Origin of the sequence: Flavobacterium sp. KMS (assembly GCF_000813005.1) — a bacterium.
Lineage (GTDB): Bacteria > Bacteroidota > Bacteroidia > Flavobacteriales > Flavobacteriaceae > Flavobacterium.
Window position 1 is genome coordinate 244605 of the sequence record NZ_JSYP01000002.1, and the last position, 26720, is coordinate 271324.

A 26720-nucleotide genomic window follows, 5' to 3' on the forward strand; every position below is an offset into this window, starting at 1 on the left:
ATTGATAAAGTTTAGATTAATCTTCGGTATCTTGAGTTTCTTCTAAATCATCTGATTTTCGTCCTATTTTTATTTTAGGATTGTCTTTGTTTCCTGTTATTATTAACGGAACTCCTAAAATTCCTAAAGGAGGTAAGCCTAATCTCATTTTTATGTTTAATTTTCCATCTAAACTAGTTGTTCCTTCTATTCTTGGTCTAAAACCTGCAAATTTAAATTTGAATCGTTCCAGGGTAATTATATTGTTTTTAATACTACTCTTGATATCTACTTTTGAAATTTCAGGATTTTTTATTCCCTCATGGCTAGTTGTTTTACTTACTGCATTAAACATTTTCATGCCATATAATTTGATGTCTTTTACAGAGACAACTCCTTCACCTACTAACGAAGGATAAACAGGTTCCATATTAGCATTAAGTCTTCCTTTTAATTTATAATCTAAAGAAACTGTTCCTTGTGCTTTTTCAGCTGCACTAGCCATTTTTCTAAATATCTCAATTTCATTATAAGCCTTTTTAACGTCAAAATCTGTTGCTTTGATAGTATAGTCGAATAGAGCTTTTTTCATTGTTAGAGCTTGGTATGTTGCGTCCATGGTTACTTCGCAGCCTATCAAATTAAAACCTGTATTTTGCATGGTTAAAATACCCTTATTCATCTTGAGGTTACCTTTGGCATTATTTAAGGCAAGTTTATTAAAGTTTACTTTCTGTGCATTTGCCTGAAATTGTAGATTAAAATTCTTTGGAATTATAATTACACCAGTTTGTACTACTTCAGTTTTTGGAGTTTCAGAACTTGTATTTGATGTTGTTGCCGTACTATTTGTTTCAATAGTAGTTGTCGACATAAATTCATCAGCATTGATGTATCTTGAATTTATGACAAATGAACCTTTTAAAACACCCGTTTTGGTTGTTGCAAAATTGATGACATTTTGTAAATAACCATTCATTTTAAAATCTGATTGACCGTAAGTTGACAAAAAGTTTTTGAAGAACATTTTGTCTTGGTTTATTTTAAATAGACCTTCTTTAATAATGAACTTTTTAGGAAGGTATTCAGAAACTATTCCTATGTTTTTAATTTCTAGCGTTCCTTTATTATGGAGTTTACTATAATTTCCTTTTTCGGCATCACTTTGTTTGCCTTTTAAAACTAAATCAGCTTTAATTGAACCATCTAAATCTAACCCTTTTTGAGAAAATACTCTATATATTTTGCTTATGTCTAGTTCTCCTTTGGCTTTCACATCATAAGTAAGATCATTAAAATTATATAAATCGGCATCAATATAAAAAGGTTTCCCCTCAAATGTTATTTGTGCAGGTGATAATTTTACTTTTAAATCATCAAAAGTTCCTTTCTGATTTTTAATTTCTGAAACAATAGTTATGTCTGTAATTGGGTTAGGATAATATTTTGTTTTTAAATATCCATTTTTGAAATTAATAGTCCCAGAAGTTACGGGAAAGAGTTTGTTTTTTAAATCAAAAATCCCTTTTGCTTTAATATCTCCAATAAGATTTCCTTTTAACTCAATATCAGGTATTCCAAATGCCTGAGTTAGTTTCTCTAAATCTATCTGACTGCTTAAATCTATATTCAAGTCTGGAGTGTCAACTCCTTTTACATAGAATTTAGATTTTAAATAATCTTTATTAATATTCAAAGCTAAATTCTTTCCGTCAACAATTAATAGATCTGGATTTAATGAAGGTAGTTTTGTATTTATATCCAGATTCAAATTTGAAATAGGGAATGAACTTTTATTATAGTTTACATATCCATCATTTATTTTTAAATCTAAGTTTAAATCTGGCGCTATATTTTGAGAAGCAATGTATTTTCCTTTTAGTGTAAGCAATAAATTGGTGTTTCCTTTTAAATCAGTTTTTGATAACCAAGTGATAAATTTTGGAGGAAATGCTGTAAATACATCATGTAATTGGCTATTATTCGATTTAATTACAAAATCGATATTATAACCGTCTTTTAAGAAGTCAAATTTTCCTTTAAAATCAACAATTAGCTGATTTATTTTTAAATTGTTTTGCTCAAAAAAGAATGATAAAGAGTTTACATTTACTTTAGTGATTAAATCGGCATCAACCTTTTTATTCATTAAGTACGGTTCATTCTCATATAAAATATTAAGTTTTTCGATTTTAGCTTTTGAATATAAATCGAAAATATCTTTGCTTAAATCTCCTTTTCCAGAATAATTAAAACCAAAAACATCTAGATGTACATTGGTTGATTTATCATCATAAATAATTTTGCTATTTAAGATTTCAATTTTTTCTAACTTTAAAGAAGTATCGCTGCTGTCTGTTGCTTTTTCAGCTTCGACTGATGACGATTTGTAAACGTTATAATTTGCTTCACCATTTTTATTAACTTTTACATTGATAAATGAATCTGATAAGTAAATTTGATCGATACTTACCGTTTTGCCAAATATTAAACTGCTAATATTTATTCCAAAGGAAACCTCTTTTGCTGAAACAAAATTCTCTTTCTCGAATGGAGCAGATCCATTTAATTTTAAATCGTTTAAAGTTAAAGTTAATGATGGAAAATGATGAAAGAAGGAGATATTAGCATCAGAATAATTTAATTCGGCATTAAGTTTTTTGTTTGCTGTTTTCTTTATCTCTTCTTTTATTTTATCCGAAAAAACATAAGGCGTTATAAAAAGTAGCGCTAAAATAACGACTAGCACTATTCCAATATATTTTACTATTCTATATAAAATGGATTTTATATTCCCTTTTGCCATAAGTATGATTATTAGTTAGTTTTATCCGTGTACAGTTTCGCTTTTTCCATAATTGGTAATGATAGAACCTTCATATTCAATCCATTCTTTCCAACGTTTATCAATGTCTATATTATCTGTATATTTTCGGGCAAATCCTAAAAAAGTAGTATAATGTCCTGCTTCCGAAATCATTAAATCACGATAAAATGTTGCCAATTCTTGGTCTTTTATGTTTTCTGAAAGGACTTTAAAGCGTTCACAACTTCTAGCTTCAATCATAGCCGAAAATAATAAGCGGTCACAAAGGGCATCTTTTCTACTGCCATCTTTTTTCATGAATTTAAAAAGCTCATTTACATAGTGGTCTTTTCTTTCGCGACCAAGTGTCAAACCTCTTTTCTTGATAATGTCATGTACCATTTGTAAATGCTCTAACTCTTCTCTGGCAATAATTAGCATTTCTGTTACTAATTCCTCTAATTCTGAATTGTATGTTACTAAACTAATTGCGTTTGAAGCCGCTTTTTGCTCACACCACGCATGGTCGGTAAGAATTTCTTCGATATTCGATTCGACTATGTTTACCCAACGTGGGTCTGTAGCTAATTTTAATCCTAACATGATATTTGATTTATAACTTACAAAATTAGTGTTTTATTCCCGATTTTTGGGTTTAATGATGATATTGCCGCTTAAATAGTATTATTTTGTAGTAGAAATAAAATAGGATATGAATGAGCTTAAAAAGCTTTTAATAATTGGTTTTGTATGGCCTGAGCCTAATTCATCGGCTGCAGGGGGGAGAATGATGCAATTGATTTCAATTTTTCAAGAACAAGAATTTGAAATTACATTTGCTAGCCCAGCTTTGGATAGTGACTTCATGATAGATTTGCAAGCATTAGGAATCGAAAAGAAATCGATTGCTTTAAATTGTTCTAGTTTTGACGATTTTATAAAAGAACTGAATCCAACTATTGTTTTGTTTGATCGGTTTATGATTGAAGAGCAGTTTGGTTGGCGTGTGGCTGAAAATTGTCCTGATACATTACGTATTTTAGATACTGAGGATTTGCACTGTTTGCGCCAAGCTCGTCAAAAAGCATTCAAAGAAAATAGAAAATTTATAGTTAGCGATTTATTTTCAGAAGAAGTAGCAAAGAGGGAAATAGCGAGTATTTTACGTTGTGATTTGTCGTTGATAATTTCTGAGTTTGAGATAGAATTGTTAGAATCGGTATTTAAAATTGATACCGCTTTATTGTATTATTTGCCCTTTTTATTAAATCCAATTTCTGAAGGTGTATTAAAAGAATTACCTTCTTTTGAAGAAAGGACTGATTTTATTTTTATCGGTAATTTTTTGCATGAACCTAATTGGAACACTGTTCAATATCTGAAAGAAGCAATTTGGCCTTTGGTAAAAAAACAATTACCAGATGCTGTTTTAAATATATATGGAGCTTATCCTTCACAAAAAGTTTTACAATTACACCAACCTAAATCTGGTTTTTATATTATGGGGCGAGCTGTTGATGCTCAGGAAGTAGTGCAGAAATCGCGAATAGTATTAGCTCCAATACGTTTTGGTGCAGGTTTAAAAGGGAAACTGGTTGAAGCAATGCAATCCGGAACACCAAGTGTAACCACAACAATAGGAGCGGAAGCTATGAATGGTGATTTACCGTGGAATGGTTTTATTATTGATGAAACAGAAGGTTTTGTAAAAGCAGCTGTCGAATTATATCAAAATAAGAATCTTTGGAACGAGGCTCAAATTAAAGGAGTTGAAATTATTAATACGCGTTATTTGAAAGATAATTTTGCGACCAATTTTATGGAAATGATTTTCTATTTGCAATCTAATTTGCAATCGCATCGTAATAAAAATTTTATAGGGAGTATGTTGCAATTTCATACTATGAGAAGTACAAAATATATGTCTAAATGGATTGAGGCAAAAAATAAAAATTAAGCCTCCATTTTTCCAAAACCTACTGTCTCTCTATAAATTTGAGGCGAAACATCAGCATTGGTTTTAAAAAATCGACTAAAGTAATGTTCATCTTCATAACCTAATTCATATGCAATTTCTTTGACTGTTTTGTTGGTCATGTACAATTCTCTTTTGGCTTCGATTATTATTCTTTCGGCAATTAAATCGGTTAATGTTTTATTGAAGTAAGTCTTAGATAATTTCGCCAGTGCTTTTGGGGAGATATTAAGTAATTCGGCATAATTTCCTGCTGAATGTTTGGTTTTAAAATTCAGTTCAATGGCATCTTTCAGATTCTGAAGAATAAATGGTTCTTTAGAGTTAGGAACTGATTTCATTTTTTCTAATTGGTCATTTTTTAATCGGGAAGCAGTAATTAAAAATATTTTTAAATAGGAAATCAATAATTCATATTGTGCTAATTCAGCATTTTGAATTTCGGTTTTCATTTGTTCTAAAACCATTGTAAAAGTTGCTGCAGCCTGTTCTGTAATTATTGTAAAAGGTGGTTGATAAACATTGTTGAATAAAATACCATTACAAGAAACTTCTTTTTGGTGCATGTGAATACAATAGAAATCTGGATGAAAATGAATTGCGATTCCTTCAATTGGCTCACTTACGCAGAGCATAAAAGGTTGATAAGGAGAAAAGGCAAGGAGTGAATTTTCTTCAAAATGATGTTCGGCAAAATCAGCTTTTACTTTCCCTTTTCCTTTGGTTACCCAAATTAATGAGAAATAATTATTGCGTTGCAAATGGTCAAAATGACTATTGTTATCAAAAGGGAGTAACTTAAAAGCTAAATTACCATTTTGTGGATTAATTAGAGTGAAGACATTCTGACTGCTCATGATTTCTTTTGTTTTTTGAAAATATAAAGATAGCTATGAAAATAATTCACAACTATCTTTATAAAGTGTTTTTGCTTGAATTGGTTTTATTAATTTAAACTTGATATTGCTGGAAAATCAATTTCTGTATTTGCAGTATTGTTAAAGTAGTTTGTTAAAACATTTAAAGCTACATGTCCAATTGTTTCAGCAATTTCAGCATCAGTAACACCAGCATTTTTTGCTTTGTTTACATCTTCGTCATTAACTAAGCCATTTTTACTAATTAATTTTTTAGCAAATTGTAAAACGGCTTCGATTTTTGCGTCGGTTGAGTTTCCTGTTCTTGCTGCTTGCAAAACAGCTGGATCCGTTTTTACCAGTTTTTCTCCAATAAAGGTATGGGCTGCTAAGCAGTAATCACATGAATTACTTTCTGAAACTGCTAAAGCAATTAATTCTCCTGTTTTTGTTCCTAATTTTCCGTGGCTTAGCGCGCCGCTTAAATTTAAATATCCTTCAAGAACTGCTGGAGAATTTCCCATTGTTCTCATCATATTCGGAACAACTCCTAACTTTGCCTGAACAGCGTTGAATAAATCTTTAGTTTTTCCTGTTACTTCTTCTGGGTTTAATGCTCTTAATCGTGTCATCTTATTTAATTTTTAAGTTATTTATTTGTTGTTGTCTTTAGACATTACAAAGGTGCTACGATTACAGATTTTAGAACATGGAGGATTTACGCTATGTGATGGACAATTTTCCCTGAGGAGTTTTTTTAGGAGCTAATCCCGCTATTCGTTACAATCTTTTGCTTTTTAAAGAAAAAAGCAAAAGGATTTCCACTTCTATCGGGGCTAGGGTAATTGTTTTCATAAGAATGTTTTTCGTTTATTAGGTCAGGAATGACAAATAAGAATAAAAAAATCCCCGATTACAAGGTGTAACTGGGGATTTTTTGCTTTACAGTTTTCAGTCGCAGTCTTCGGTCAGATTGTAAGCTGAAAACTGAGACTGCGACTGTAAATTGAAACTGAATACTATTTTAAAACACCTTCAACAGCTTGAACGGTTGTTGCGTGATAACCAGATTTAGCTTTGTCAAAAATTTGTTTTGCCCAAACTTTTCCTTCCGGAGTTTTTGCCATTTCTTTATAAAGCATCATTACTGATCCGGTTCTGCTGCTTGAAATCAAAAATTGCTCAATCGCAGGATTAGCAGCCGTGTATTTATAGCGAATCGATGGAATAAACCATTGACGTTTGATAACGAAATTACCGCCTTTTGTAAAGTTGAATTCACCATCAAGCGCTTCCATTTCTTTTGCAGTGATGTCCGTTGGTAGATTATCTATAAAATGCTGTTTTTCTGCAGTTGTTGTAATTTTTTTATTTAATCCTTTAACTCCGGTTTCTCTCCAGCTTTTTTGGATTTTATCAATTGCATCAAAATCAGCAGAACTTACTGGAGTAATATTTGATGGAATTCCAGGTTTGTAAATCCAATCTTCGGCTTTTATTTTATCAGCAAGTGCTTTGTCTCCTTTTATAAGGTTTTCATTGTAGTATTTGATGAAATCATCTGTTGTAATAGATTTAAAAGCGTGTGCATCAAAATAGTTTTTAATGAAAACGTCAAATTTTTCACGTCCAACGGCATTTTCAATAACTCTTAAAAAAGCATATCCTTTTACATAAGGAATCATGCTGATTCCGTCATCAGGATTTCTTTCTGTAAGGCTTACTTTTAATCTTGTGTCGGGATTTGTGTCTCCATATTCAGCTACATTGTCAACTAATTCTTTACGGATGATAACATTTTGCATCTCAAATTCTTTTTCGCCAAAGATTGCTTCGCCAATTCTATGTTCTACATAAGTGGTGAAACCTTCGTTTAACCAAATGTCATCCCATGTTGCATTGGTAACTAAGTTTCCGCTCCAGCTATGTCCTAATTCATGCGCTAATAAACTAGTTAATGAACGGTCTCCAGCGATAACACCTGGAGTTAGGAAAGTTAAATTAGGATTTTCCATTCCTCCATAAGGGAAACTTGGTGGCAAAACCAATACATCATAACGTCCCCAACGGTATGGGCCATAAAGTTTTTCGGCAGCAACTACCATTTTTCCAAGCTCAGCAAATTCCCAAGCTGATTTTTTTAGCATTGATGGTTCTGCGTAAACACCTGTTCTATCATCGATTGATTGAAATTCGATGTCTCCAACTGCAATTGCCATTAAATAAGATGGTATTGCTTTGTCTTGTTTAAAAGTATAAACTCCAGTATCGTTTTTCTTTTGTGGGTTAACAGCGCTCATTACTGCCATTAAGTCTTTAGGAACAGTAACTTTTGCATTATAAGTAAATCGAATTGATGGAGAGTCTTGACACGGAATCCAGGTACGAGACCAAACACTTTCTCCTTGAGAGAAAAGGAAAGGCTTCTTTTTGTCTGCCGTTTGTGCTGGGGTTAACCATTGTAAAGCTACAGCATCTTTGCTTGTACTGTAGTAAATATTTACTTTGGTTGTATTTGGTTCAATTGTAATATGAAGAGGTTTTCCGTGGAATTCAACTTCTTTGCCTAGCTTAAATTTGGTTTCTTTTTCATCATCACCTAGAGTTACTTTAGTGATGTTAAGTGTGTTTTCATCAAAGATTATTTCGTTGCCTTTGCTAACGTTGTCAATTTCCCAAGATGCTTTTCCTGTAATGGATTGTGTCTCAAAATCAACTTTAATGTCAAGGTCTAAGTGTTTTACAACAGCAAGTTCAGGTTTAGAATAACTGTGTTCATCTGTAACAACAGCTACTTTTTCTGTTTGTTCCTTTTTCTGACAGGCAATTACGGTCAGGAATAAAGTGGCAAGGATTAGTTTTTTCATTTTATGAAGAATTGAATTAGTGGAGGGAAATTAAACAAAAAATCCCGTTTTGAATAAACAAAACGGGATTTTATTATAAATAACCATCTTCCGTCCCGAAGTTTCGGGATTGGGATGCTCAGGCTGACATTAAAATTATGCCAACATTGTAACTGGGCTTTCGATGTATTGTTTTAATGTTTGTAAAAATTGAGCTCCAGTTGCGCCGTCAATTGTTCTGTGGTCACACGCTAATGATAACATCATTGTGTTTCCTACTACAATCTGACCGTTTTTAACTACTGGTTTCTCTACAATTGCACCTACAGAAAGGATGGCAGAGTTTGGTTGGTTTATGATAGAATTAAATTCTGTAATACCAAACATTCCAAGGTTAGATACTGTAAAAGTACTTCCTTCCATTTCTTGTGGTCCAAGTTTTTTGTTTTTAGCTCTTCCAGCAAGATCTCTCACGCTAGCGCCAATTTGAGACAAACTCATAGCATCTGTAAATTTCAATACAGGAACTACTAATCCGTCTTCAACTGCTACAGCAACACCAATATTTACATGGTGGTTGATGATGATAGCATCTTCTTTCCACTGTGAGTTAATTTTTGGGTGTTTTTTCAATGCCAAAGCACAAGCTTTTATCACCATATCGTTAAAAGATACTTTTGTATCTGGAACGCTATTTATTGTAGCTCTAGATGTCATTGCTTCGTCCATGCTTACTTCAATCACTAAGTTATAATGAGGAGCTGTAAACAATGATTCTGCTAAACGTTTAGCAATGATTTTTCGCATTTGCGAGTTTTTGATTTCTTCTGTGAAAACTTCACCAGCAGGAACAAAAACTTTTGGCGCAGCAGCAGTAACTTCAGGAGTTTTAGCTGGAGCCGCAGTAGCAACTGGTTGTGTAGCTGTTGCTGCAGCAGGTGTAAAGTTTTCGATATCGCTTTTTACGATACGTCCGTTTTCACCAGATCCTTTTACTTGAGATAATTGGATTCCTTTATCTGAAGCAATTTTCTTTGCTAAAGGTGAAGCTAAAATTCTTTTTCCGTCGCTAACTACTTCAACAGTTTCTGCTGTTTCTTGTGCAGGAGCTGCTTTAGTTTCTTCTGTTGCTTTTGCAGGAGCACCACCAGCAGTATAGTTTTCGGCAATACCAGAAATATCAGTTCCAGCAGGTCCGATGATAGCTAATAAACTATCAACAGGAGCTGTATTTCCTTCTTGAATACCAATGTATAATAATGTTCCTTCATTGAAAGACTCAAATTCCATTGTTGCTTTGTCAGTTTCGATTTCAGCAAGAATATCACCTTCAGCAACAGCATCACCAACTTTTTTAAGCCAAGTTGCAACTGTACCTTCAGTCATAGTATCACTTAATCTAGGCATAGTTACTACAACAACACCTTTTGGCAATTCAGTTGCAGCTTTTACAGGAGCAGGTGCTTCTGTTTTTGCTTCTGGAGTTGCAGCTTCAGCTTTCGGAGCTGCAGCAGGAGCGTCTCCTCCAGCGATTAATGCCGTAACATCTTCGCCTTCGTTTCCTATAATTGCTAATAATGAATCAACTGGAGCAGTTTCTCCAGCAGGTATTCCTATATATAAAAGAGTTCCTTCATTGAAAGACTCAAATTCCATTGTTGCTTTGTCAGTTTCAATTTCAGCAAGGATATCTCCTTCGCTAATTTTGTCTCCTACTTTTTTAAGCCAAGTTGCTACCGTTCCTTCCGTCATAGTATCGCTCAAACGAGGCATTGTTACTTTTATCGCCATGATTTATAGTTTATGAGGTGTAAATGGATAGTCTTCTTGTGCGTATACTACATCGTAAAGTTGTTGTAATTCCGGATATGGAGATTCTTCAGCAAATTTCACACACTCTTCAACCAAGTCTTTTACTCTTTGGTCAATTTCTTCAATTTCTTCTTCAGTAGCAAATTTTTGATCTTTTATTACATCAAGAACTTGTGTAATTGGGTCAATCTTTTTGTATTCTTCTACTTCTTCTTTAGAACGATATAATTGTGCATCAGACATTGAGTGTCCTCTGTAACGGTATGTTTTCATTTCTAGGAATGTTGGACCATCACCACGACGAGCTCTTTCAACAGCTTCGTACATAGCTTCAGCAACTTTCACTGGATTCATTCCGTCAACTGGTCCACAAGGCATTTCGTAACCTAAACCAAGTTTCCAGATATCAGTATGATTTGCGGTTCTCTCTACAGAAGTTCCCATTGCATATCCATTGTTTTCAACAATAAATACAACTGGAAGTTTCCATAACATAGCCATATTAAAGGCTTCGTGTAAAGAACCTTGTCTTGCTGCACCATCACCAAAATAGGTCATAGTTACACCACCTGTTTCAAAATATTTATCTGCAAAAGCTAAACCAGCTCCTACAGGAATTTGTCCACCTACAATTCCGTGACCTCCGTAAAAACGGTGTTCTTTTGAGAAAATGTGCATAGATCCACCCATTCCTTTAGATGTTCCTGTTGCTTTTCCTAAAAGTTCAGCCATTACACGTTTTGGGTCCACACCCATACCAATTGGTTGTACGTGGTTTCTGTATGCAGTTATCATTTTATCTTTTGTCAAATCCATGACATGCAATGCACCAGCTAGTACAGCTTCTTGACCATTGTATAGGTGAAGAAAACCTCTTACTTTCTGTTGGATGTACAATGCTGCTAGTTTGTCTTCAAACTTTCTCCAAAGTAGCATGTCTTCATACCACTTTAAATATACCTCTTTTGTAACTTCTTTCATCTGAATTCTTTCTTTTGCTAAAGTGTTTCTGTTATCAATTGTTGCCTATAACGCAAAATAGTTTCCTCCCACAAATTTGCGCCCGAAGGGTCGGGATGCAAAAATAAGACATTCCTACTAAGAAGTAAAATTTAAAAGCTAATTTTTGGTTTTTTTTACAAGAACTTTTTATCAAACATGAATGGAAGTAAATTTTTTAGGGATGCTGATTGATAAATTACACCTATTTCTCCCATGAAATAAATTTCGATAGGGGTCTCTTGTTTTATTTCATATTCTGCAATTGATTGTCTGCAAGATCCACAAGGAGGGATTGGAGCTTTTGTTTGATTCGTATCTGAAGCTGCAGTAATGGCAATTTTTAAAATTTTGGCATCAGGATAAATTGCTCCTGCATGATAAATTGCTACTCGTTCTGCACAAAGTCCTGATGGATAAGCTGCGTTTTCTTGATTAGAACCTAAAACAATTTGGCCATTATCTAAAAGTAATGCAGCTCCAACTCTAAATTTAGAATAAGGGGCGTATGCTTTTTTGCGAATAGCGATTGCTTCGTTCATTAAGTCTTGAGTGTCTTTTGAAAGTTCTTCGATAGATTCAAAAACAGAAAATTGCGTTGTAATAGATATTTCTTTCATTATGTATTTAGGAAAAAAAATCCAAATTTCACGAAGGTGAAATTTGGATTGTTATAATTGTGAATTTTATTTATTAATATACTTCGTATTTGTCGCCAAAGTTAAAGGTTAGTGAGAAACGAAGTGTGTTTTCTAATGGATTTTTTACGTTTGAAGTAGAGAATAAATACGAAACATCTACTTTTACTACATTGTACTTGAAACCTGCTCCTAAAGAAAAGAATTTTCTAGCTCCTTTTTCTGGGCTTTCATGAAAATATCCTAATCGGAATGCAAATGCATCTTGGTACATATATTCGGCACCAATACTATAAGTAATCTCTTTTAACTCTTCGCTAAAACCACCTGGAGCATCACCAAAAGATTGGAAAATTCCAGATACCCAACCTATTGATCGGTAGTCTTCATTGTTTTGCATTCTTTCTTGCAGAGTAACTGTACCATCGCCATCTAAATCTGGATCTTGAGGTGTAGGAACTAATAATTTACTAAATTCTACGCCTACTGCTAGTTTGTTGTAATCGTCTAGGATAAAATCAAATCCTCCACCTACTTTTAAATTAGCTGGTAGGAAGTTAGCATTGAGTTCATCACTATCATATTTCATCTTAGGTCCTAAATTCTGAATATTAAAACCACCTCTCCATCTTCCGTTAAAGCTGTTATAAGCAATTTCTTCTGATTGATAAAAACCAGCTACGTCTACTGCAAATGAACTTGCAGGTTTAGCATCTACATCTTCAGAAGCGATTTTTAGATTTGAGCGAATGTATCTTCCTGCTACAGCCATCGAGAATTTTTCGCTAAGCTTTAGTGAGTAAGAACCGTCGAAAGCTAGTTCGTTAGGCGATACAATGTTTACTGCTTCATCAGGACTATCGGTTTTTCGTAATTCGATATCACCAAATCCAAAATAACGGAAACTTGCTGCAAATGCATTTCGGTCGTTTATTTTGTTATAATAGGTTATTTGTCCTAAAGAGACATCATTTACCAAATCGGTAAGATACGGAGTGTAACTAACAGAAAACCCTTGTTTGTCTTCGGAGAAGGCGTATTTTGCGGGATTCCATTGTTGAGAGAATGCATCTACAGATGTGGCGACACCTTGGTCGGCCATACCTGCTGCTCTAGCGTCGGCAGCTACTAATAAAAAAGGTACTGCAGTTGTAATAGTTCTTTCTTGTGCCTTTGCTAATGAAACGACAAAAAGGCAAATTAAAATGAGGGTAGGTTTTTTCATCTAGGTTTTAAAATAGTAAACAAATATAATATTTAATTAAAGTATGACAAGTTTTTCAATTTTTTCTGCTTTTTTATTTGTTGTGTTCGATTTTACAGTTAGTTTATAAATATAAACACCTTTGCCAATTCGATCGCCAAAATCGTCTCTTCCATTCCAAGTTATGTCCCGAGATAAAAAACCTTCGGTAGTAATAATTTGATTTTTTGTCCAAACAACCTTTCCAGTAATTGTCATTACTTGTACTTGAACTTCTAAGGGTTCATAAGGTTTGTTGTGTGAAAACCAAAACTCAGTATAGGTTGTGAACGGATTCGGATAATTTAAAACATGCGTTAATGTTATTGAATCATCACCTGAAACAATAAATTGAATTTCGGTTGTAACGGGGTTGTTGTATACATCCCATGCTGTAACCGAAACGGTGTGCAATCCTACTGCTAAATTACGGAATGGAAAACGTAATGTTCCATGCGTGTAATCGTCTAACTTGGTTTGATAATAATCGTTTAATATATAAGGATTACTAACGTCTCCGTCTAAAATTGCAACTATGTCATGTCCTATTCCACTTGCGGTATTTATCCCGTTTTCATCTTCAAGATTTGCAAGTAAAAAAGGAGATTCATTTGTAACCCCTCCTGATACAAATGTTTCATCGTTCATATATAACTGCACTTTTGGACTATTATTGTCTTGAGGTGCATTTTCGTTTATTCCACCTATTTTCATTGTTGTATCGTAACCTGTTTGGTTCTCAAGAAGTTGTTGTTTTTTGGCGTAAAAGCTAATTCTTCCGTTTCCTACAGGGATTCGGATGTCTCTTGGTACTACAAAACTAAACTCAAATAAACCATTGGTTACTGATGCACTTCCTCTAAAAATAGTTTCTCCCAAAGTGTTAAATTGCATTGGGGGACTAAAGCCATCATTATTGAGTGTCGAAGATATAATTAATTTATCAAATATCGCAGTAGTTAATTCACCATTATAGTTTGTTAATAAATTATTGTTTTCATCTGTTATTTCTCCGGATAATTTAATTTTTGACAGCGATTTTAAATCATCAATTGGTTGGGAGATAACGACATCGTTTACTTTGGTTAGTTTTACTTTTGGTTTTGGGATAGCAAGCATTAAAGCTGGATCGCCTATATATACAATAACATTGCTAGAAGAGCTTGGGTTGCTATTTTTGGATAGTCGTAATGATTCGGAAATGGTTGTGTATTGGTTGGATCCGTATGACAATAAGTTTTTTGATAAAATGTCATTGAAGTTTTCAGCGCTAAATTGTCCGATGGATCTTATAGTTGTAAGCATAGCGATAGCGCCTCCCTTAGGATTCCAATATGTATATTCACCAGCAGTAGGTCTTGTTGGATCATCAAATCTTGAGAACTCGCAGGTTATGGTTATAAATAATGGATACTTGTATTGATTGTTTAGATTTTGCCCATCAGCTTTGCTCCAAATACGTTCGCCTGCTAATCCATCTTCACCGCCATGTCCTAGATAGTTAAAAACGAGCGCGCCTTTTTCGAAAGCATCAAATAAGTCAGTTCGTGCTTTGGGATATCTTGATCCTCCTGCTGAAGCTTCTTGTGTATAGGAATCTAAGAGGATTTTATCAATATTGAAAAAAGGTTTTTCGGTACCTATAACATCAGCTAATTTATTTTGTCGGCTTTGTAATGTAGCATCCGAAGCTTTATCGGAATCATCTGCAACTAGTACGAAGTTATTTTTCCAGTTTCCGTAAGATTTAATGTCATGGTATTCTAGTACTTTATTAACCATTTCGTCAGCTTGTTTAGTGTCATTAACAAGCATTCTTCCTACTGCGAGATCTATTCCTCCAAAAAAAGAAACTACATTGCCTTCGTCATTATCCATTAATCCATAAAAATCATCAGATGCAAATGAAGCTTCTCCTGTACTATTACTTCTTAAGGAGTAATATATAGGTACAATGTTTCCGTTATTATTGATTCTGTTTTTATAATCGAAAGAAGCATCTCCAAAAAGATTAACGTATTTAATTCTTTTATCAGGAGTAGAGGCATTGTCATATATGTATTTAATGCAGTTTCTGATGGCGGCTATATCTTGTTTTCCAGATGAGAATTCCTGGTAGATAGATTCAGTTGAAATTACTTTTACGCTTAAGTTAGAATGAGATCTGTGAAAGGATGCTAGTCTTTCGGCTTGATTCATTAAAAAAGAGGGAGCGATAATTACATAATCAATGTCTTGAAAAGCGCCTTGATTGTTTTTTAAAAGTGTTCCTTTTAAGTTCTGGTTAGGAATTTTGGTTTTGTTATCTTTAAAAGGAATGTAGTAGTCGGAAGGGTCGAGGGCTACATATTTTCTTATTTCTCCTAATTGTGCTTTAAAACTTATTGTGTTTTGATTTGAGTTTTCAATAGTGCTTATATTATATATGTCAGTGATGTCCCAAATTTGAGCAATGCTGGATGTGTTTGTGATATCGTAACTGGCAATTCCGATGCTTGAACTAGCTAAGTCGTATTGAAAAAGAAATTGTTTTCCGTAGCCTTGTAGTTTTCGTTTAGCAATTAATTTAATTTGATCTAGATATCCCTTTGATCCGGGAACACCACTATTATTGTAGTTAAGTTTTATTTTAATATTTTCGGCTCCTGTAAATGTTTTGTTGGAAGGTAATGAGTCAGTATAGAATTTAATTTCTGAATTTGGTGTTATTGCGGGAAAATTTGTAGTAGCTATATCTTGTCCGTTTGCAGCAACTTTAAAAGATGTGTTTGTGTATGAAGCAGAAGCTGTCTTGACTTGTATTTTTACAGGAACTGAAGTGTCGATATTCGGAAAGCTAAACTCAAACTCTTGTTCGTTGTCGATTTCAAAAGATTCGCCATACCATTCTCTACCAAGATGTGTTATGTTTATCAGGTCTTTTTCGTGATATTGATGGTCGTCAAATGTTGAGAGGTTTATGGTGCTGCTTCCTGATGGTGGTTGCATTTGGGTGATTCTTTTTCCGTCACCTCCCTGAGTCGTTATATAATAGTATGATTTGTTATCGTATAAGTTACTATAGGTTCTGCTTTCATCGTTCCAAGTGTCGACTCCTTCGGCATAAAATAAGATGTAGTCGTCGTTATCAAAACTTCCGTCATTTTCGCCAATGATCTGAATTGCATTTTCTGTTAAGTCATTAGGATAATAAGATGAGTTGGATAAAGGTAGCATTCTACCACCATTTCCGAATATTTTTATCTTTTTTGGGTTGACTTTTGTCAAATCTGAGTTTAAATTTTGCAAGAAGCTTTTGGAGATTTTATATACACCAGATTTTTCAATGTAAATTCGATACCAATCTCCAGATGATAAAACAGAATTGGTGATGTTTGCATTCTTTCTGGTTAATGATGCTCTTGAGGTAGTATTGTTTTGAGAATTGGTTATTATATTATAGGTAAAAGATTTTACCCTTTTGTATCCTGTTCCGTTATTGATTATTGGTGACAGGGTTAGTAAAGCTTGATTGATTCCTCTCGCAGAAGAGATTTTTAACGTTTCATTAATAGTTTTTGGGATGTTTTTTAATGTTAAATCACCGAGTTCATTTTCAGAAATTGTTTCGTAAACAATATTAGATAATTGGACGTTGCTGTTCTCAGAATAATTGAATTGCGTAAGGTTTAAAGCGTAAAAAATTGTCTTTGTGTCGGAGTTTAAGTGGTAGCTATTACCCGAAAACAGGGGGGCATTGACTTTAAACTCTCCAAAATACATGTCTTTTTTATCGAGCCAATTTATAATAACATCATCTTTCGTCTGCGCGAAAGAGCTGATATATAGTAAGATAAAACAGGTTAATAAGGTCTTTTTCATTGCGCGCTTTAACAAAAATGATATAGTTGTATTATACCAAGTAAAAATATAGTATTTAGTGTTATAGTAAATAATAAAAAGTATATTTTTGCGTTCAAGTTATGTGAGATGATTTTACAAGAATCAGGTACATGAAATTTTTATAATTGTTTTATAATTGATGTTGCGAATTAATTTTAATTATTATATTGCAGCACCTAAATTATTACCTACTAAAGAGTATGAAAGTAAACAAAATTATGGCCTTACAGTTAATGTTATCTATGACATTGGTTCTGGGAATGGCTAGCTGTAGTAAAAAATCTAGTTCGAGTGCATCAAGAGCTACGGGTTGGGACGTTAATAGTATTAATGGAACGGCACAAAATGTTTCTAACAAAAAACAACAAGCAGGACCTGGATTAGTTTTTGTAGAAGGAGGGACGTTTACCATGGGTAAGGTTCAGGATGATGTAATGCATGATTGGAACAATACTCCAACGCAACAACACGTACAGTCTTTTTATATGGATGAGACTGAGGTGACTAACATGATGTACTTAGAATACCTTGAGTGGTTGAAAAAAGTATTTCCACCAACAGAAGAAAATTACAAACATATATATGAAGGAGCTTCGCCAGATACTTTAGTTTGGAGAAATCGTTTAGGTTATAATGAAACTATGACCAATAACTACTTAAGACATCCTGCATATGCCAACTATCCTGTAGTAGGTGTGAACTGGATTCAAGCAGTTGAGTTTAGTAAATGGAGAACTAACCGTGTAAACGAAGCAGTTCTTGAAAAAAATGGATACCTTAAAAAAGGTGCTAAAACAGATGATGTTAATGCTGAAAGCAACTTTAATACTGAAACATATTTAATCGCTCCTACATCTACATTTGGAGGAAACGAAGAAATTGTTTTAAAAGAAGGTAAAAAAGTAAGAAGAACTAAAAAAGGAGATGCTGCTGAAGAGCCTAAAAATGTTTATGCACAGCGTTCTTCTGGAATTATCTTACCAGAATATAGATTACCAACTGAGGCAGAGTGGGAATACGCTGCTGCTGCAGATGTTGGACAAAGAGAATACAACATTTATAAAGGACAAAAGAAATATCCTTGGTCTGGAGATTATACTCGTTCTGGAAAAAGAGCAACAAGAGGTGATCAATTGGCTAACTTTAAACAAGGTAATGGAGATTACGGAGGTATAGCTGGATGGTCTGATGACGGTGCAGATATTACAAATGAAGTGAAAAAATATCCTGCAAACGATTTTGGATTGTATGATATGGCTGGAAACGTAGCCGAATGGGTTGCCGATGTTTACAGACCTCTTATCGATAATGAAGCAAATGACTTTAACTACTTTAGAGGTAACTTGTATGCTAAGAATAAAATTGGCAAAGACGGTAAAGTAGAAATCGTTACTAAAGAAACTATCAAATATGATACTTTAAGCAATGGTAAAATTGTAGCAAGAAATTTCCCTGGAGATATTGCACAAGTTCCTGTTGACGAGCAAGAGACTTATTTGAGACAAAACTTCTCTACAAGTGATAATATCAATTATAGAGATGGAGATAAGCAATCATCTAAATATTATGATTTCGGAGCTTCAGAAGAAGAGCAAACTGCTGCTGATAAAGCAAAACAAGCAATGTACAATTCTCCTAAGCATAATGTTACCACAGATAGTTTAGGTAACATGGTTAGAAAATATGATAAGTCTAGCAAAAGAACAACTTTAGTAAATGATAATGTTAGAGTTTACAAAGGAGGTTCTTGGAGAGATAGAGCATATTGGTTAGATCCAGCTCAAAGAAGATATTTCCCTCAAGATATGGCAACTGATTACATTGGTTTCAGATGTGCAATGTCAAGAGTAGGACCTAAATCTGAAAAAAGAAAATCACCTAGAAATTAAGAAATTTAATAATAGTAATAAAAGCCCTTTGATTAGGGCTTTTATTGTTTTAAATCTGTTTTAAAATGGATATTGCTCACATTCATAATTTGTTTTTACAATGCCAGTCAGTTTCGACAGATACTCGTAAAATTGAATTAAATTCAATGTTTTTTGCTATAAAAGGAGATAATTTTGATGCAAATACATTCGCAGAAGAGGCTTTGCAAAAAGGAGCGTTATTTGTGGTTATCGATAATGCATCTTACTTTATTGATCAAAGAACTATTTTGGTCGAAAACAGTTTGATTGCATTACAAGAATTAGCAAAATTTCACCGTGCTTATTTACAATTACCTATTATTGCTTTGACAGGAAGTAATGGGAAAACGACAACTAAGGAGCTGATTAATGTTGTGCTTTCTAAAAAGTACAATACTAAAGCAACTGTTGGAAATTTAAACAATCATATTGGTGTTCCTTTAACGCTATTAACGTTTACTAAAGAAACTGAAATAGGAATTGTAGAAATGGGAGCTAATCATAAAAAAGAAATAGAGTTTTTATGCGAATTAGCTCAGCCGGATTTTGGATATGTGACCAACTTTGGGAAAGCACATCTTGAAGGTTTTGGAGGAATTTTGGGAGTTATAGAAGGGAAAAGTGAATTGTATACTTATCTTTCTGCTCATGATAAAGTTGCGTTTGTCAATCTGGATGATTCTATTCAGGTAGAAAAAACAAGTGCGATAAAGAAATTTTCATTCGGATATAAAAATACTAGTGGTGATGTTGTTATAAGCACCATTACAGCAAATCCTTTTGTGGTTTTAGGTTTTGGCAATGAAACTATTACTTCGCATTTAATTGGACTGTATAATGCCAATAACATAAGTGCAGCACTGGGAATAGGAAAGTATTTTAAGATAGAAGATTCTGCTATAAAAGAGGCTTTAGAGAGTTATATACCCGAGAATAATCGTTCGCAATTATTAGTAAAGGGAACTAACGAAATTATTTTGGATGCATACAATGCAAACCCAAGTAGTATGGCTGTTGCAATCGAGAATTTCATTCAATTAGAGAAGCAAAATAAAGTCATGATTTTGGGAGATATGTTTGAGCTTGGTTCAGAAAGTGATCAAGAACATAAGTTTATTGTAACATCACTTTTGAATGAGAATAAAACAAATTGTTATTTCATAGGGCCTTCTTTTTTTAAACATAAAGCTGATAAAGAGAATTTCCATTTCTTTGATTCGTTTGATGCTTTTGCTACTTATTTAGGAACTATAGCTTTTAATAAGCAAACAATACTTATTAAAGGGTCTAGAGGTATGGCTCTGGAAAGAGTTTTAAATTTTATTTAAAAAATATCTTTAAACTATAACAAAAAACCATCCGATGATCGGATGGTTTTTTGTTTAAATACTCATTAAGAATCCTATAAGGTTTTCTTTTTTGTTCAATTCTAGTTTTTTTCTTAATCTATAACGAGCAAGTTCAACTCCTCCATTTGAGATGTTCATGATTTCTGCAATTTCTTTAGTCGACATATTCATCAATAAATAAGTTGCTAAATCTAGTTCTCTAGGCGAAATTTTAGGGTATTTTTCTTTTAAGCGTTTCAGGAATTCAAAATGCACATTCTTTATATGCTTTTCTAAATCTTTCCAGCTTTTATCTGTATTTACTTCTTTAACAATGCTTTTGTTGAGTTTGTTGAATTGAAATTTAGTTGACTCGTCAAATGTTTCAATGTCAATTTCTTTCAGTTTATGTATAATCCCGTTTAGGATTTTGTTCTTTTTTACTACTTGTAAGGAGTTGTTAACTAGTTCTTTGTCTTTAGTGAGAATCTTTATTTGTAATTTGTCATTTTTTAATTTTTCAATTTCTTTTTCTAATTGATATTGTTCTTGCCTTATTTTAGATTCTTTTTCTAAGTAAAGTCTTCGTTGTTCGATTGTCTCGTAATATTTATTTTTTCTAATTTTCATTTTTATGCGATAGGAGATAGAGTAAATAGCAACCAATACAAGCATAAAATAAAATATATAAGCAAGAATATGTCTATACCAAGGTGGTGAAATGGTAAAAGGGATGACATCAACCTCAGATTGTATCCCGTAACTATTTCTCACTTTAACTCTCATTTTGTAATTGCCTTCTCTTAAATTGGTATATTCCTTTACTGAAATTGTTGACCAATTGCTCCATTTTTCGTCAAAAGGATCTAATTGATAAGAGTATTCTACATTTTCAAGGTTCTCATAAGTAGGAGATGAGAAAGTGAATTTTACATGATTTGAAGCATATGGAATTAGATATTTTTCCGAAATTTTCTTCTGATTTCCGAAGGTCAAGGTATCATTTGTAAAAGTAAAAGTTCGAATGAATACGTTCGGTTTGGTTACGATATTATTTATTAATTGAGAATCATAATGAGCCAGACCATCGGTTAATCCGATAAAAATATTTTGAGGATCAATAGTGTTAACCGAAAGATAGTTGGTTACTAAGTTTCCTGTTAAGTTTGAAAATGGGGCAACGACATTTTTGTAATTTCCATCAGGGGATTTAACTAGTTCTCCCAAAGATTCATTAAATACGTACCAAAGATTACCTTTTGAATCTTCATAAAGAGAATTTATTACGGGTATATCTTTAAAAACGGCAGTCATTTTTTTATCCTTATAGAAAACTTCTTGTTCTTTAGAATATTTATAAAAATGGTTATTTGTTTGGAAATAAACGCTGTTATTTATTTTTTGAATACTTCCAATGCCTTTCTCTTTTGATAAATTGTGAATTATTTTTATTGATTTGAATTTTTTTAAATCATCAGATAATTTCATTTGATATAAAAATTCATCTTTTTTTAACCATAAATAGTCATTGTCTAGCTCGAATAAAATAGAAGATTTATTAAATCCTGAAATTTGATTTCTAAACTCTAAACCATTTGCAGTTTTTTCAAACAATGCAAATCCATTATAGTTTGATCCTACTACAAAATTTGGATGGTTGGGGACTGTTCTAAAACCGAAATAACCATTCTTATCCAATAGTTTTACAGCCTTATTTCCTTTTATAATTATTGCGCCTCTATTGTTGGCACATATTAATTCGTTACCAATAACCTGAATATTCCATGTTTGCGTATTTGTTCCTTCTACAAGCGAGAAAGCCCCTTCTTTAAAAGCAGTATTCCAAGCATGGTAAAAAACACCTTGATTTGTTGCTACATATAAATACCCATCATGAATTACAGAAGCATATACGGTACTAATATCATAACTAAAGCCAAAGTATGTAAATGGAGAACTTTCATTGATAAATGCAATCCCATTATCTAGCCCAAGCCAAAGATTGTTTTTGCTATCTATAAAAGAAGTAAGTACGGTATTGTTTTGTAAGCCCTTTTTGCGGTCTATGTGCTGAATAATTTTTCCGTTTAGGTCGGATATGATAATGCCATTTAAAACGGAATTTAATACAATGAATTTGTCTTTGATAGAGACACCTCCTAATGAACTATTTTTTTTGATAAAAGCATTGGCTTCAGTGTTCCAAGGAGTCAGTGTTTGATTGCTATAGATAAAAAGTCCATTTTCTAAAGTTGCTACCAAGAGTTCATTGTTAGGCATTTTAAACATTGCCCAGACCTCGGTGTTGTTTAATGTTGTAGTACCTTTTAAAGGATATAATTTCCCGTCTTTATATATTAGTATTCCTAATGAATTGTCTTGAACATAGATAGTGTTGTCAATTTGAAAAGAAAACTGAAAACGTTTGGGAGCTTCTATTGTTTTAAGTTTATTGTCTTTAAAAATATAAATTCTGGCAAAAGATTGAAAAATTACTTCATCCTTAACAATATGTATTCTCCATACAAAATCTAATTCTTGAGCACTTTTTGATTTGATGAGTTTTGATAAAGAGGTATATTTTAATTTTCCTTTAGAGTCGGCATCAAAATAGCCAAGTTCTTTATAGCCGCCTACATATATTCTGTGAGAATTATCAACTTTTACTGATCGTACCGATGTTGAGTTTGGTAAGAGGTACTTTGTCCAGGAAGATCCATCAAATTGTATAAGACCGCTATTGTTGGCAAAATATAAATTTCCGTTCTCATCTTGATCAATACTCCAGTTTTGGGTTGCTCCTTTGTATTCTGCCCGTTTATAGTTTCGGATGTCAGGAACACCGATATTTTTAACTTGTGCTGATAATAGGATCGAAAAGAATAAAAAACAAACGGTTATGATGTTAAATCTTGTAAAATTCATAATTACATTATAATAGGCTCAACGATTTACTTAGCTTTTACGTGGCTTTAAAATCCTTAAAATATTAGACTTAATATTGATTTGGTTTAGAAAATTTACCTTATAAAAGCTAAAATAATCGATTTATATTGAATGTAGTGTTTATTTTAATTTTATATTTTTTTTAAATACCATAATTTAATTTTTAAAATAATGTAAATCAATTAAATATATTTTTTTTGATGTGTTTTTGACTAGTGTTAATTTTGATTTTGATGTGTTTTTGTAGTGATTATTAATTGCGTATTCTTAAAAAAACTTATTATTATTGTTCCGAATTACTAATTAATTAACCAAAATTTTTAGAAAAATGAAATTAACAAAATTACTTATTTTTTGTTTTTCATCTATTCTATTCTCAGTTTATGCTCAAGCGCAAGACGTTACAGTAAACGGAATAGTTAATGATGAAAGTGGTATGCCAGTACCAGGAGCATCTGTTTTAATAAAAGGAACGGGGAAAGGGACATCTTCTGACTTTGATGGGAAGTTTCAACTACAGGCACCTTCTAATGGTGTTTTAACAATTACGTTTATAGGTTATGGAACTATTAATGAACCAATAAATGGTAGAAATAAAATAGTTGTACAATTACGTCCAGAATCACAAACGTTAAATGAGGTTGTTGTTGTAGGATATGGTACTCAAAAGAAAAGTGTAGTTACAGGAGCAATTTCTAAAGTAAAATCTTCGGATATCGAAAATTTACCGATATCCAGAGTTGAACAAACTTTACAAGGAAGGGTTTCTGGAGTTACTGTCGCTGCGAGTTCTGGACAACCAGGGTCGGCATCTACGATTCGTGTGCGTGGTATAACTACTCTGGGAAACAATGACCCATTATGGGTTGTAGATGGAGTAGTGGTTGATGCTGGTGGTATTGGATATTTAAACCAGTCAGATATTGCTTCTATCGAGGTATTAAAAGATGCGGCTTCTCAAGCAATTTACGGAGCAAGAGCTGCAGCTGGGGTAATTATTGTTACTACCAAAAAAGGGAAATCAGGAAAAATGAGTGTTAGCTATAATGGCTATACAGGTTTTTCTTCGGCAGCAAGAAAACTAGATCTTTTAAATGCGACTGAATATGCGACTTTAAGAAATGAGAAGTATGCAAACGGATATGCTAAAAAATCTCCAACAGATACTTTTGCATTGCCTTTTCAAGATCCTAATGCATTAGGTGCAGGTACAGATTGGCAATCGGTTATTTTTAATGATAGTGCAGCACGTATTGGTCAAGAGTTAAGTTTATCAGGAGGAAATGATGTATCTACTTTTTATGCCTCTTTTGGTCTTTTGGATCAGGAGGGTATTGTAACAACAGATATTTCTAATTATAACAGAAAAAACATTCGTTTAAACTCTACTCACAAAATATCTAAATGGGTAACTTTTGGTCAGACATTAGGTTTTTCCAGAGAGAAAACGATGGGGATAGGAAACACAAATAGTGAGTTTGGAGGACCATTAAGTTCTGCAATAAATTTAGATCCGATAACTCCTGCTATCGTAACAGACCCAGGGATGGCTGCATTGCCTCCTTATTCTGTCGGTATTGATGGTCATGGTAAAGGAATTTTAAGAGATCCTTACGGAAATCCATATGGTGTTTCGACTATGGTTACACAAGAAATGTCTAATCCATTGGCTTATACTCAAACTAGATTAGGAAATTACAACTGGTCAGATAACTTTGTTGGAAATGCTTACTTAGAAATTGAGCCAATAAAAGGATTAAAATTCAGAACTACATTAGGAGGTAAACTTGCTTATTGGGGTGTTGAAAGCTTTACACCAGTTGCATATTTAAACTCAACTAATATGACACAAGTAAATAACCTTTATAGAGAAACAAATAAAGGTTTTGGATGGAATATAGAGAATACTGCTTCTTATACAAAAAGTATAGGTGATCATAATTTTAGCGTATTAGTAGGTCAGGGAGCTTATGTAGATAACAGAAATAGTGGTACAAAAATTACATATACTAATTTACCAGTAGATAATCATGATGATGCCTCTTTTAATTTTGACCTTCCAAAAGATCAAATAAATGCTACAGCAACTACAGGAAATGAGCACAGAGTAACTTCTTTATTCTCTAGATTAACTTATGATTTTAAAGAAAAATATTTAGTAACAGGTATTATTCGTAGAGATGGATCTTCAAGATTTGGAGCAAATAATAAATATGGAACTTTCCCTTCATTCTCATTAGGATGGGTTCCATCAAAAGAAGCATTTTGGGTTGAAAACAAAGTAGTAAACCAATTGAAATTTAGAGGTGGTTACGGTGTAACTGGTAATGATAATATTGGAGATTTTAAATATCTGGCAACTGTAGGAGATGGTCGTAACTATACTATAGGGACATCTGGATCTGTAACTATTGGTAACAGCCCGAATGCACCTTCAAATCCAGATTTAAAATGGGAAGAAACTAGCCAGACAAATATTGGTTTAGATGCTACTATTTTTTCTGATTTCAGTTTATCTGTAGACTGGTATATTAAAAAAACTACAGGAATCCTTCAGGAAATTATGTTACCAGGTTATGTTGGTTCAGGAAATCCAACTGGAAACGTTGCTGATATGCAAAATAAAGGTGTCGATTTAGAATTAGGATACCGTAAAAAATTAGGACAGGTTAATATGTCTTTAAGTGCAAACGTATCTTATCTGGAAAATGAAGTAACATATTTAGGACGTGGAGTTGATTTTCTTGCAACAGGAGAGCAATTTAAAGCGATGACATATGATATTACAAGAACTCAAGTTGGGCAGCCTTATGGATCTTTCTACGGATTTAAGACAGCAGGAATTTTCCAAAACCAAAATGAGATTAATGCTTATAAAAATGCTGCAGGAGGATTAATTCAACCAGATGCTAAACCTGGAGATTTCCGTTGGCAAGACATTAATGGAGATGGTCAAATTAATTCAGATGACAGAACAAATATTGGTAGCCCAATACCAAAATACACTTTTGGATTTACGGTAAATCTAGATTATAAAAATTTCGATTTAATGATTTTTACGCAAGGAGCCGCAGGAAATAAAATTTTCCAGGGATTACGTAGGTTAGATATTGAAAACTCTAATTACCAAACCACTGCTTTAAGTCGTTGGACGGGAGAAGGTACATCTAATACGTACCCAAGATTAACATCTGATGATACAAACAAAAACTTTAATAACCCTTCTGATTTTTATCTTGAAAAAGGAGATTACGTAAGAATAAAAACAATTCAGATAGGATATTCATTGCCAGTTAAGACTATAGGACAAATTGGTTTAGAAAAAACCAGAGTTTATTTAACAGGAGAGAACTTATTGACTTTTACTAAGTATACTGGATATGATCCTGAAATTGGAGCAAATAGCGCTACAGGAAATGTTATGGGTATAGATAGAGGTATTTATCCTCAAGCCAGAACTATAATGTTGGGAGTTAATTTACAATTTTAATAAAAACGA

15 protein-coding genes are annotated in these 26720 nt (G+C 33.0%); 4 read left to right on the forward strand and 11 right to left on the reverse strand.

From position 1 onward, the window contains the following. Window positions 1–16: 16 nt before the first annotated feature. Complete coding sequence (locus tag OA93_RS03820; protein ID WP_082001762.1) at window positions 17–2785, reverse strand: AsmA-like C-terminal region-containing protein; 2769 nt, start codon at window positions 2783–2785, stop codon at window positions 17–19. Between the two features lie 21 nt (window positions 2786–2806). Continuing rightward, on the reverse strand, window positions 2807–3388 hold the full coding sequence (locus OA93_RS03825; RefSeq protein WP_039111801.1) for a tRNA-(ms[2]io[6]A)-hydroxylase: 582 nt from the start codon (window positions 3386–3388) through the stop codon (window positions 2807–2809). A 109-nt stretch (window positions 3389–3497) separates the two neighbouring features. On the opposite strand from OA93_RS03825, the gene OA93_RS03830 reads away from it, so the two are divergent. After that, window positions 3498–4742 carry a glycosyltransferase gene (locus OA93_RS03830; RefSeq protein ID WP_039111802.1) on the forward strand — a complete coding sequence of 415 codons (1245 nt, stop codon included), beginning with the start codon at window positions 3498–3500 and terminating at the stop codon, window positions 4740–4742. Here OA93_RS03830 and OA93_RS03835 read toward each other — a convergent pair. The 8 genes from OA93_RS03835 to porU form a co-directional block, all read right to left on the reverse strand. Further along, a complete protein-coding gene (locus OA93_RS03835) occupies window positions 4739–5617 on the reverse strand; it encodes a helix-turn-helix domain-containing protein (RefSeq protein WP_039111803.1) in 879 nt (292 codons plus the stop codon). The two genes, OA93_RS03830 and OA93_RS03835, sit on opposite strands and share 4 nt — an antisense overlap. Window positions 5618–5706: 89 nt before the next feature. Then, complete coding sequence (locus OA93_RS03840; protein WP_039111804.1) at window positions 5707–6249, reverse strand: carboxymuconolactone decarboxylase family protein; 543 nt, start codon at window positions 6247–6249, stop codon at window positions 5707–5709. 387 nt (window positions 6250–6636) lie between these two features. Next, window positions 6637–8484 (reverse strand): hydrolase/aminopeptidase, encoded by a 1848-nt coding sequence (locus OA93_RS03845; protein ID WP_039111805.1) that lies wholly within the window; start codon window positions 8482–8484, stop codon window positions 6637–6639. A 135-nt stretch (window positions 8485–8619) separates the two neighbouring features. After that, window positions 8620–10254, reverse strand: coding sequence for a pyruvate dehydrogenase complex dihydrolipoamide acetyltransferase (locus OA93_RS03850; RefSeq protein ID WP_039111806.1), 1635 nt, complete (start codon window positions 10252–10254; stop codon window positions 8620–8622). Window positions 10255–10257: 3 nt separating this feature from the next. Continuing rightward, window positions 10258–11256: a pyruvate dehydrogenase (acetyl-transferring) E1 component subunit alpha gene (gene pdhA / locus OA93_RS03855; protein WP_035623790.1), complete on the reverse strand. Its 999-nt coding sequence runs from the start codon at window positions 11254–11256 to the stop codon at window positions 10258–10260. A 155-nt stretch (window positions 11257–11411) separates the two neighbouring features. Further along, window positions 11412–11894 carry a cytidine deaminase gene (cdd, locus tag OA93_RS03860; RefSeq protein WP_039111807.1) on the reverse strand — a complete coding sequence of 161 codons (483 nt, stop codon included), beginning with the start codon at window positions 11892–11894 and terminating at the stop codon, window positions 11412–11414. Window positions 11895–11967: 73 nt separating this feature from the next. Then, on the reverse strand, window positions 11968–13137 hold the full coding sequence (porV, locus tag OA93_RS03865) for a type IX secretion system outer membrane channel protein PorV (RefSeq protein WP_039111808.1): 1170 nt from the start codon (window positions 13135–13137) through the stop codon (window positions 11968–11970). A gap of 36 nt (window positions 13138–13173) precedes the next feature. Next, window positions 13174–17016: a type IX secretion system sortase PorU gene (porU, locus tag OA93_RS03870; protein ID WP_039111809.1), complete on the reverse strand. Its 3843-nt coding sequence runs from the start codon at window positions 17014–17016 to the stop codon at window positions 13174–13176. A 221-nt stretch (window positions 17017–17237) separates the two neighbouring features. Between porU and gldJ the strand changes: the two genes are divergently transcribed. Both gldJ and murF read left to right on the forward strand, forming a co-directional pair. After that, complete coding sequence (gene gldJ, locus OA93_RS03875; protein ID WP_039111810.1) at window positions 17238–18926, forward strand: gliding motility lipoprotein GldJ; 1689 nt, start codon at window positions 17238–17240, stop codon at window positions 18924–18926. A gap of 65 nt (window positions 18927–18991) precedes the next feature. Next, window positions 18992–20275, forward strand: a complete 1284-nt coding sequence (gene murF, locus OA93_RS03880; RefSeq protein WP_039111811.1) for a UDP-N-acetylmuramoyl-tripeptide--D-alanyl-D-alanine ligase — start codon at window positions 18992–18994, stop codon at window positions 20273–20275. 54 nt (window positions 20276–20329) lie between these two features. Here murF and OA93_RS03885 read toward each other — a convergent pair whose 3' ends face one another. Continuing rightward, window positions 20330–23200, reverse strand: a complete 2871-nt coding sequence (locus tag OA93_RS03885; protein ID WP_039111812.1) for a triple tyrosine motif-containing protein — start codon at window positions 23198–23200, stop codon at window positions 20330–20332. Window positions 23201–23549: 349 nt separating this feature from the next. Here OA93_RS03885 and OA93_RS03890 point away from each other — a divergent pair, with 349 nt between their 5' ends. Then, entirely contained in the window at window positions 23550–26711 is a 3162-nt protein-coding gene (locus OA93_RS03890; protein WP_039111813.1) for a TonB-dependent receptor, read from the forward strand. Window positions 26712–26720: the final 9 nt, after the last annotated feature.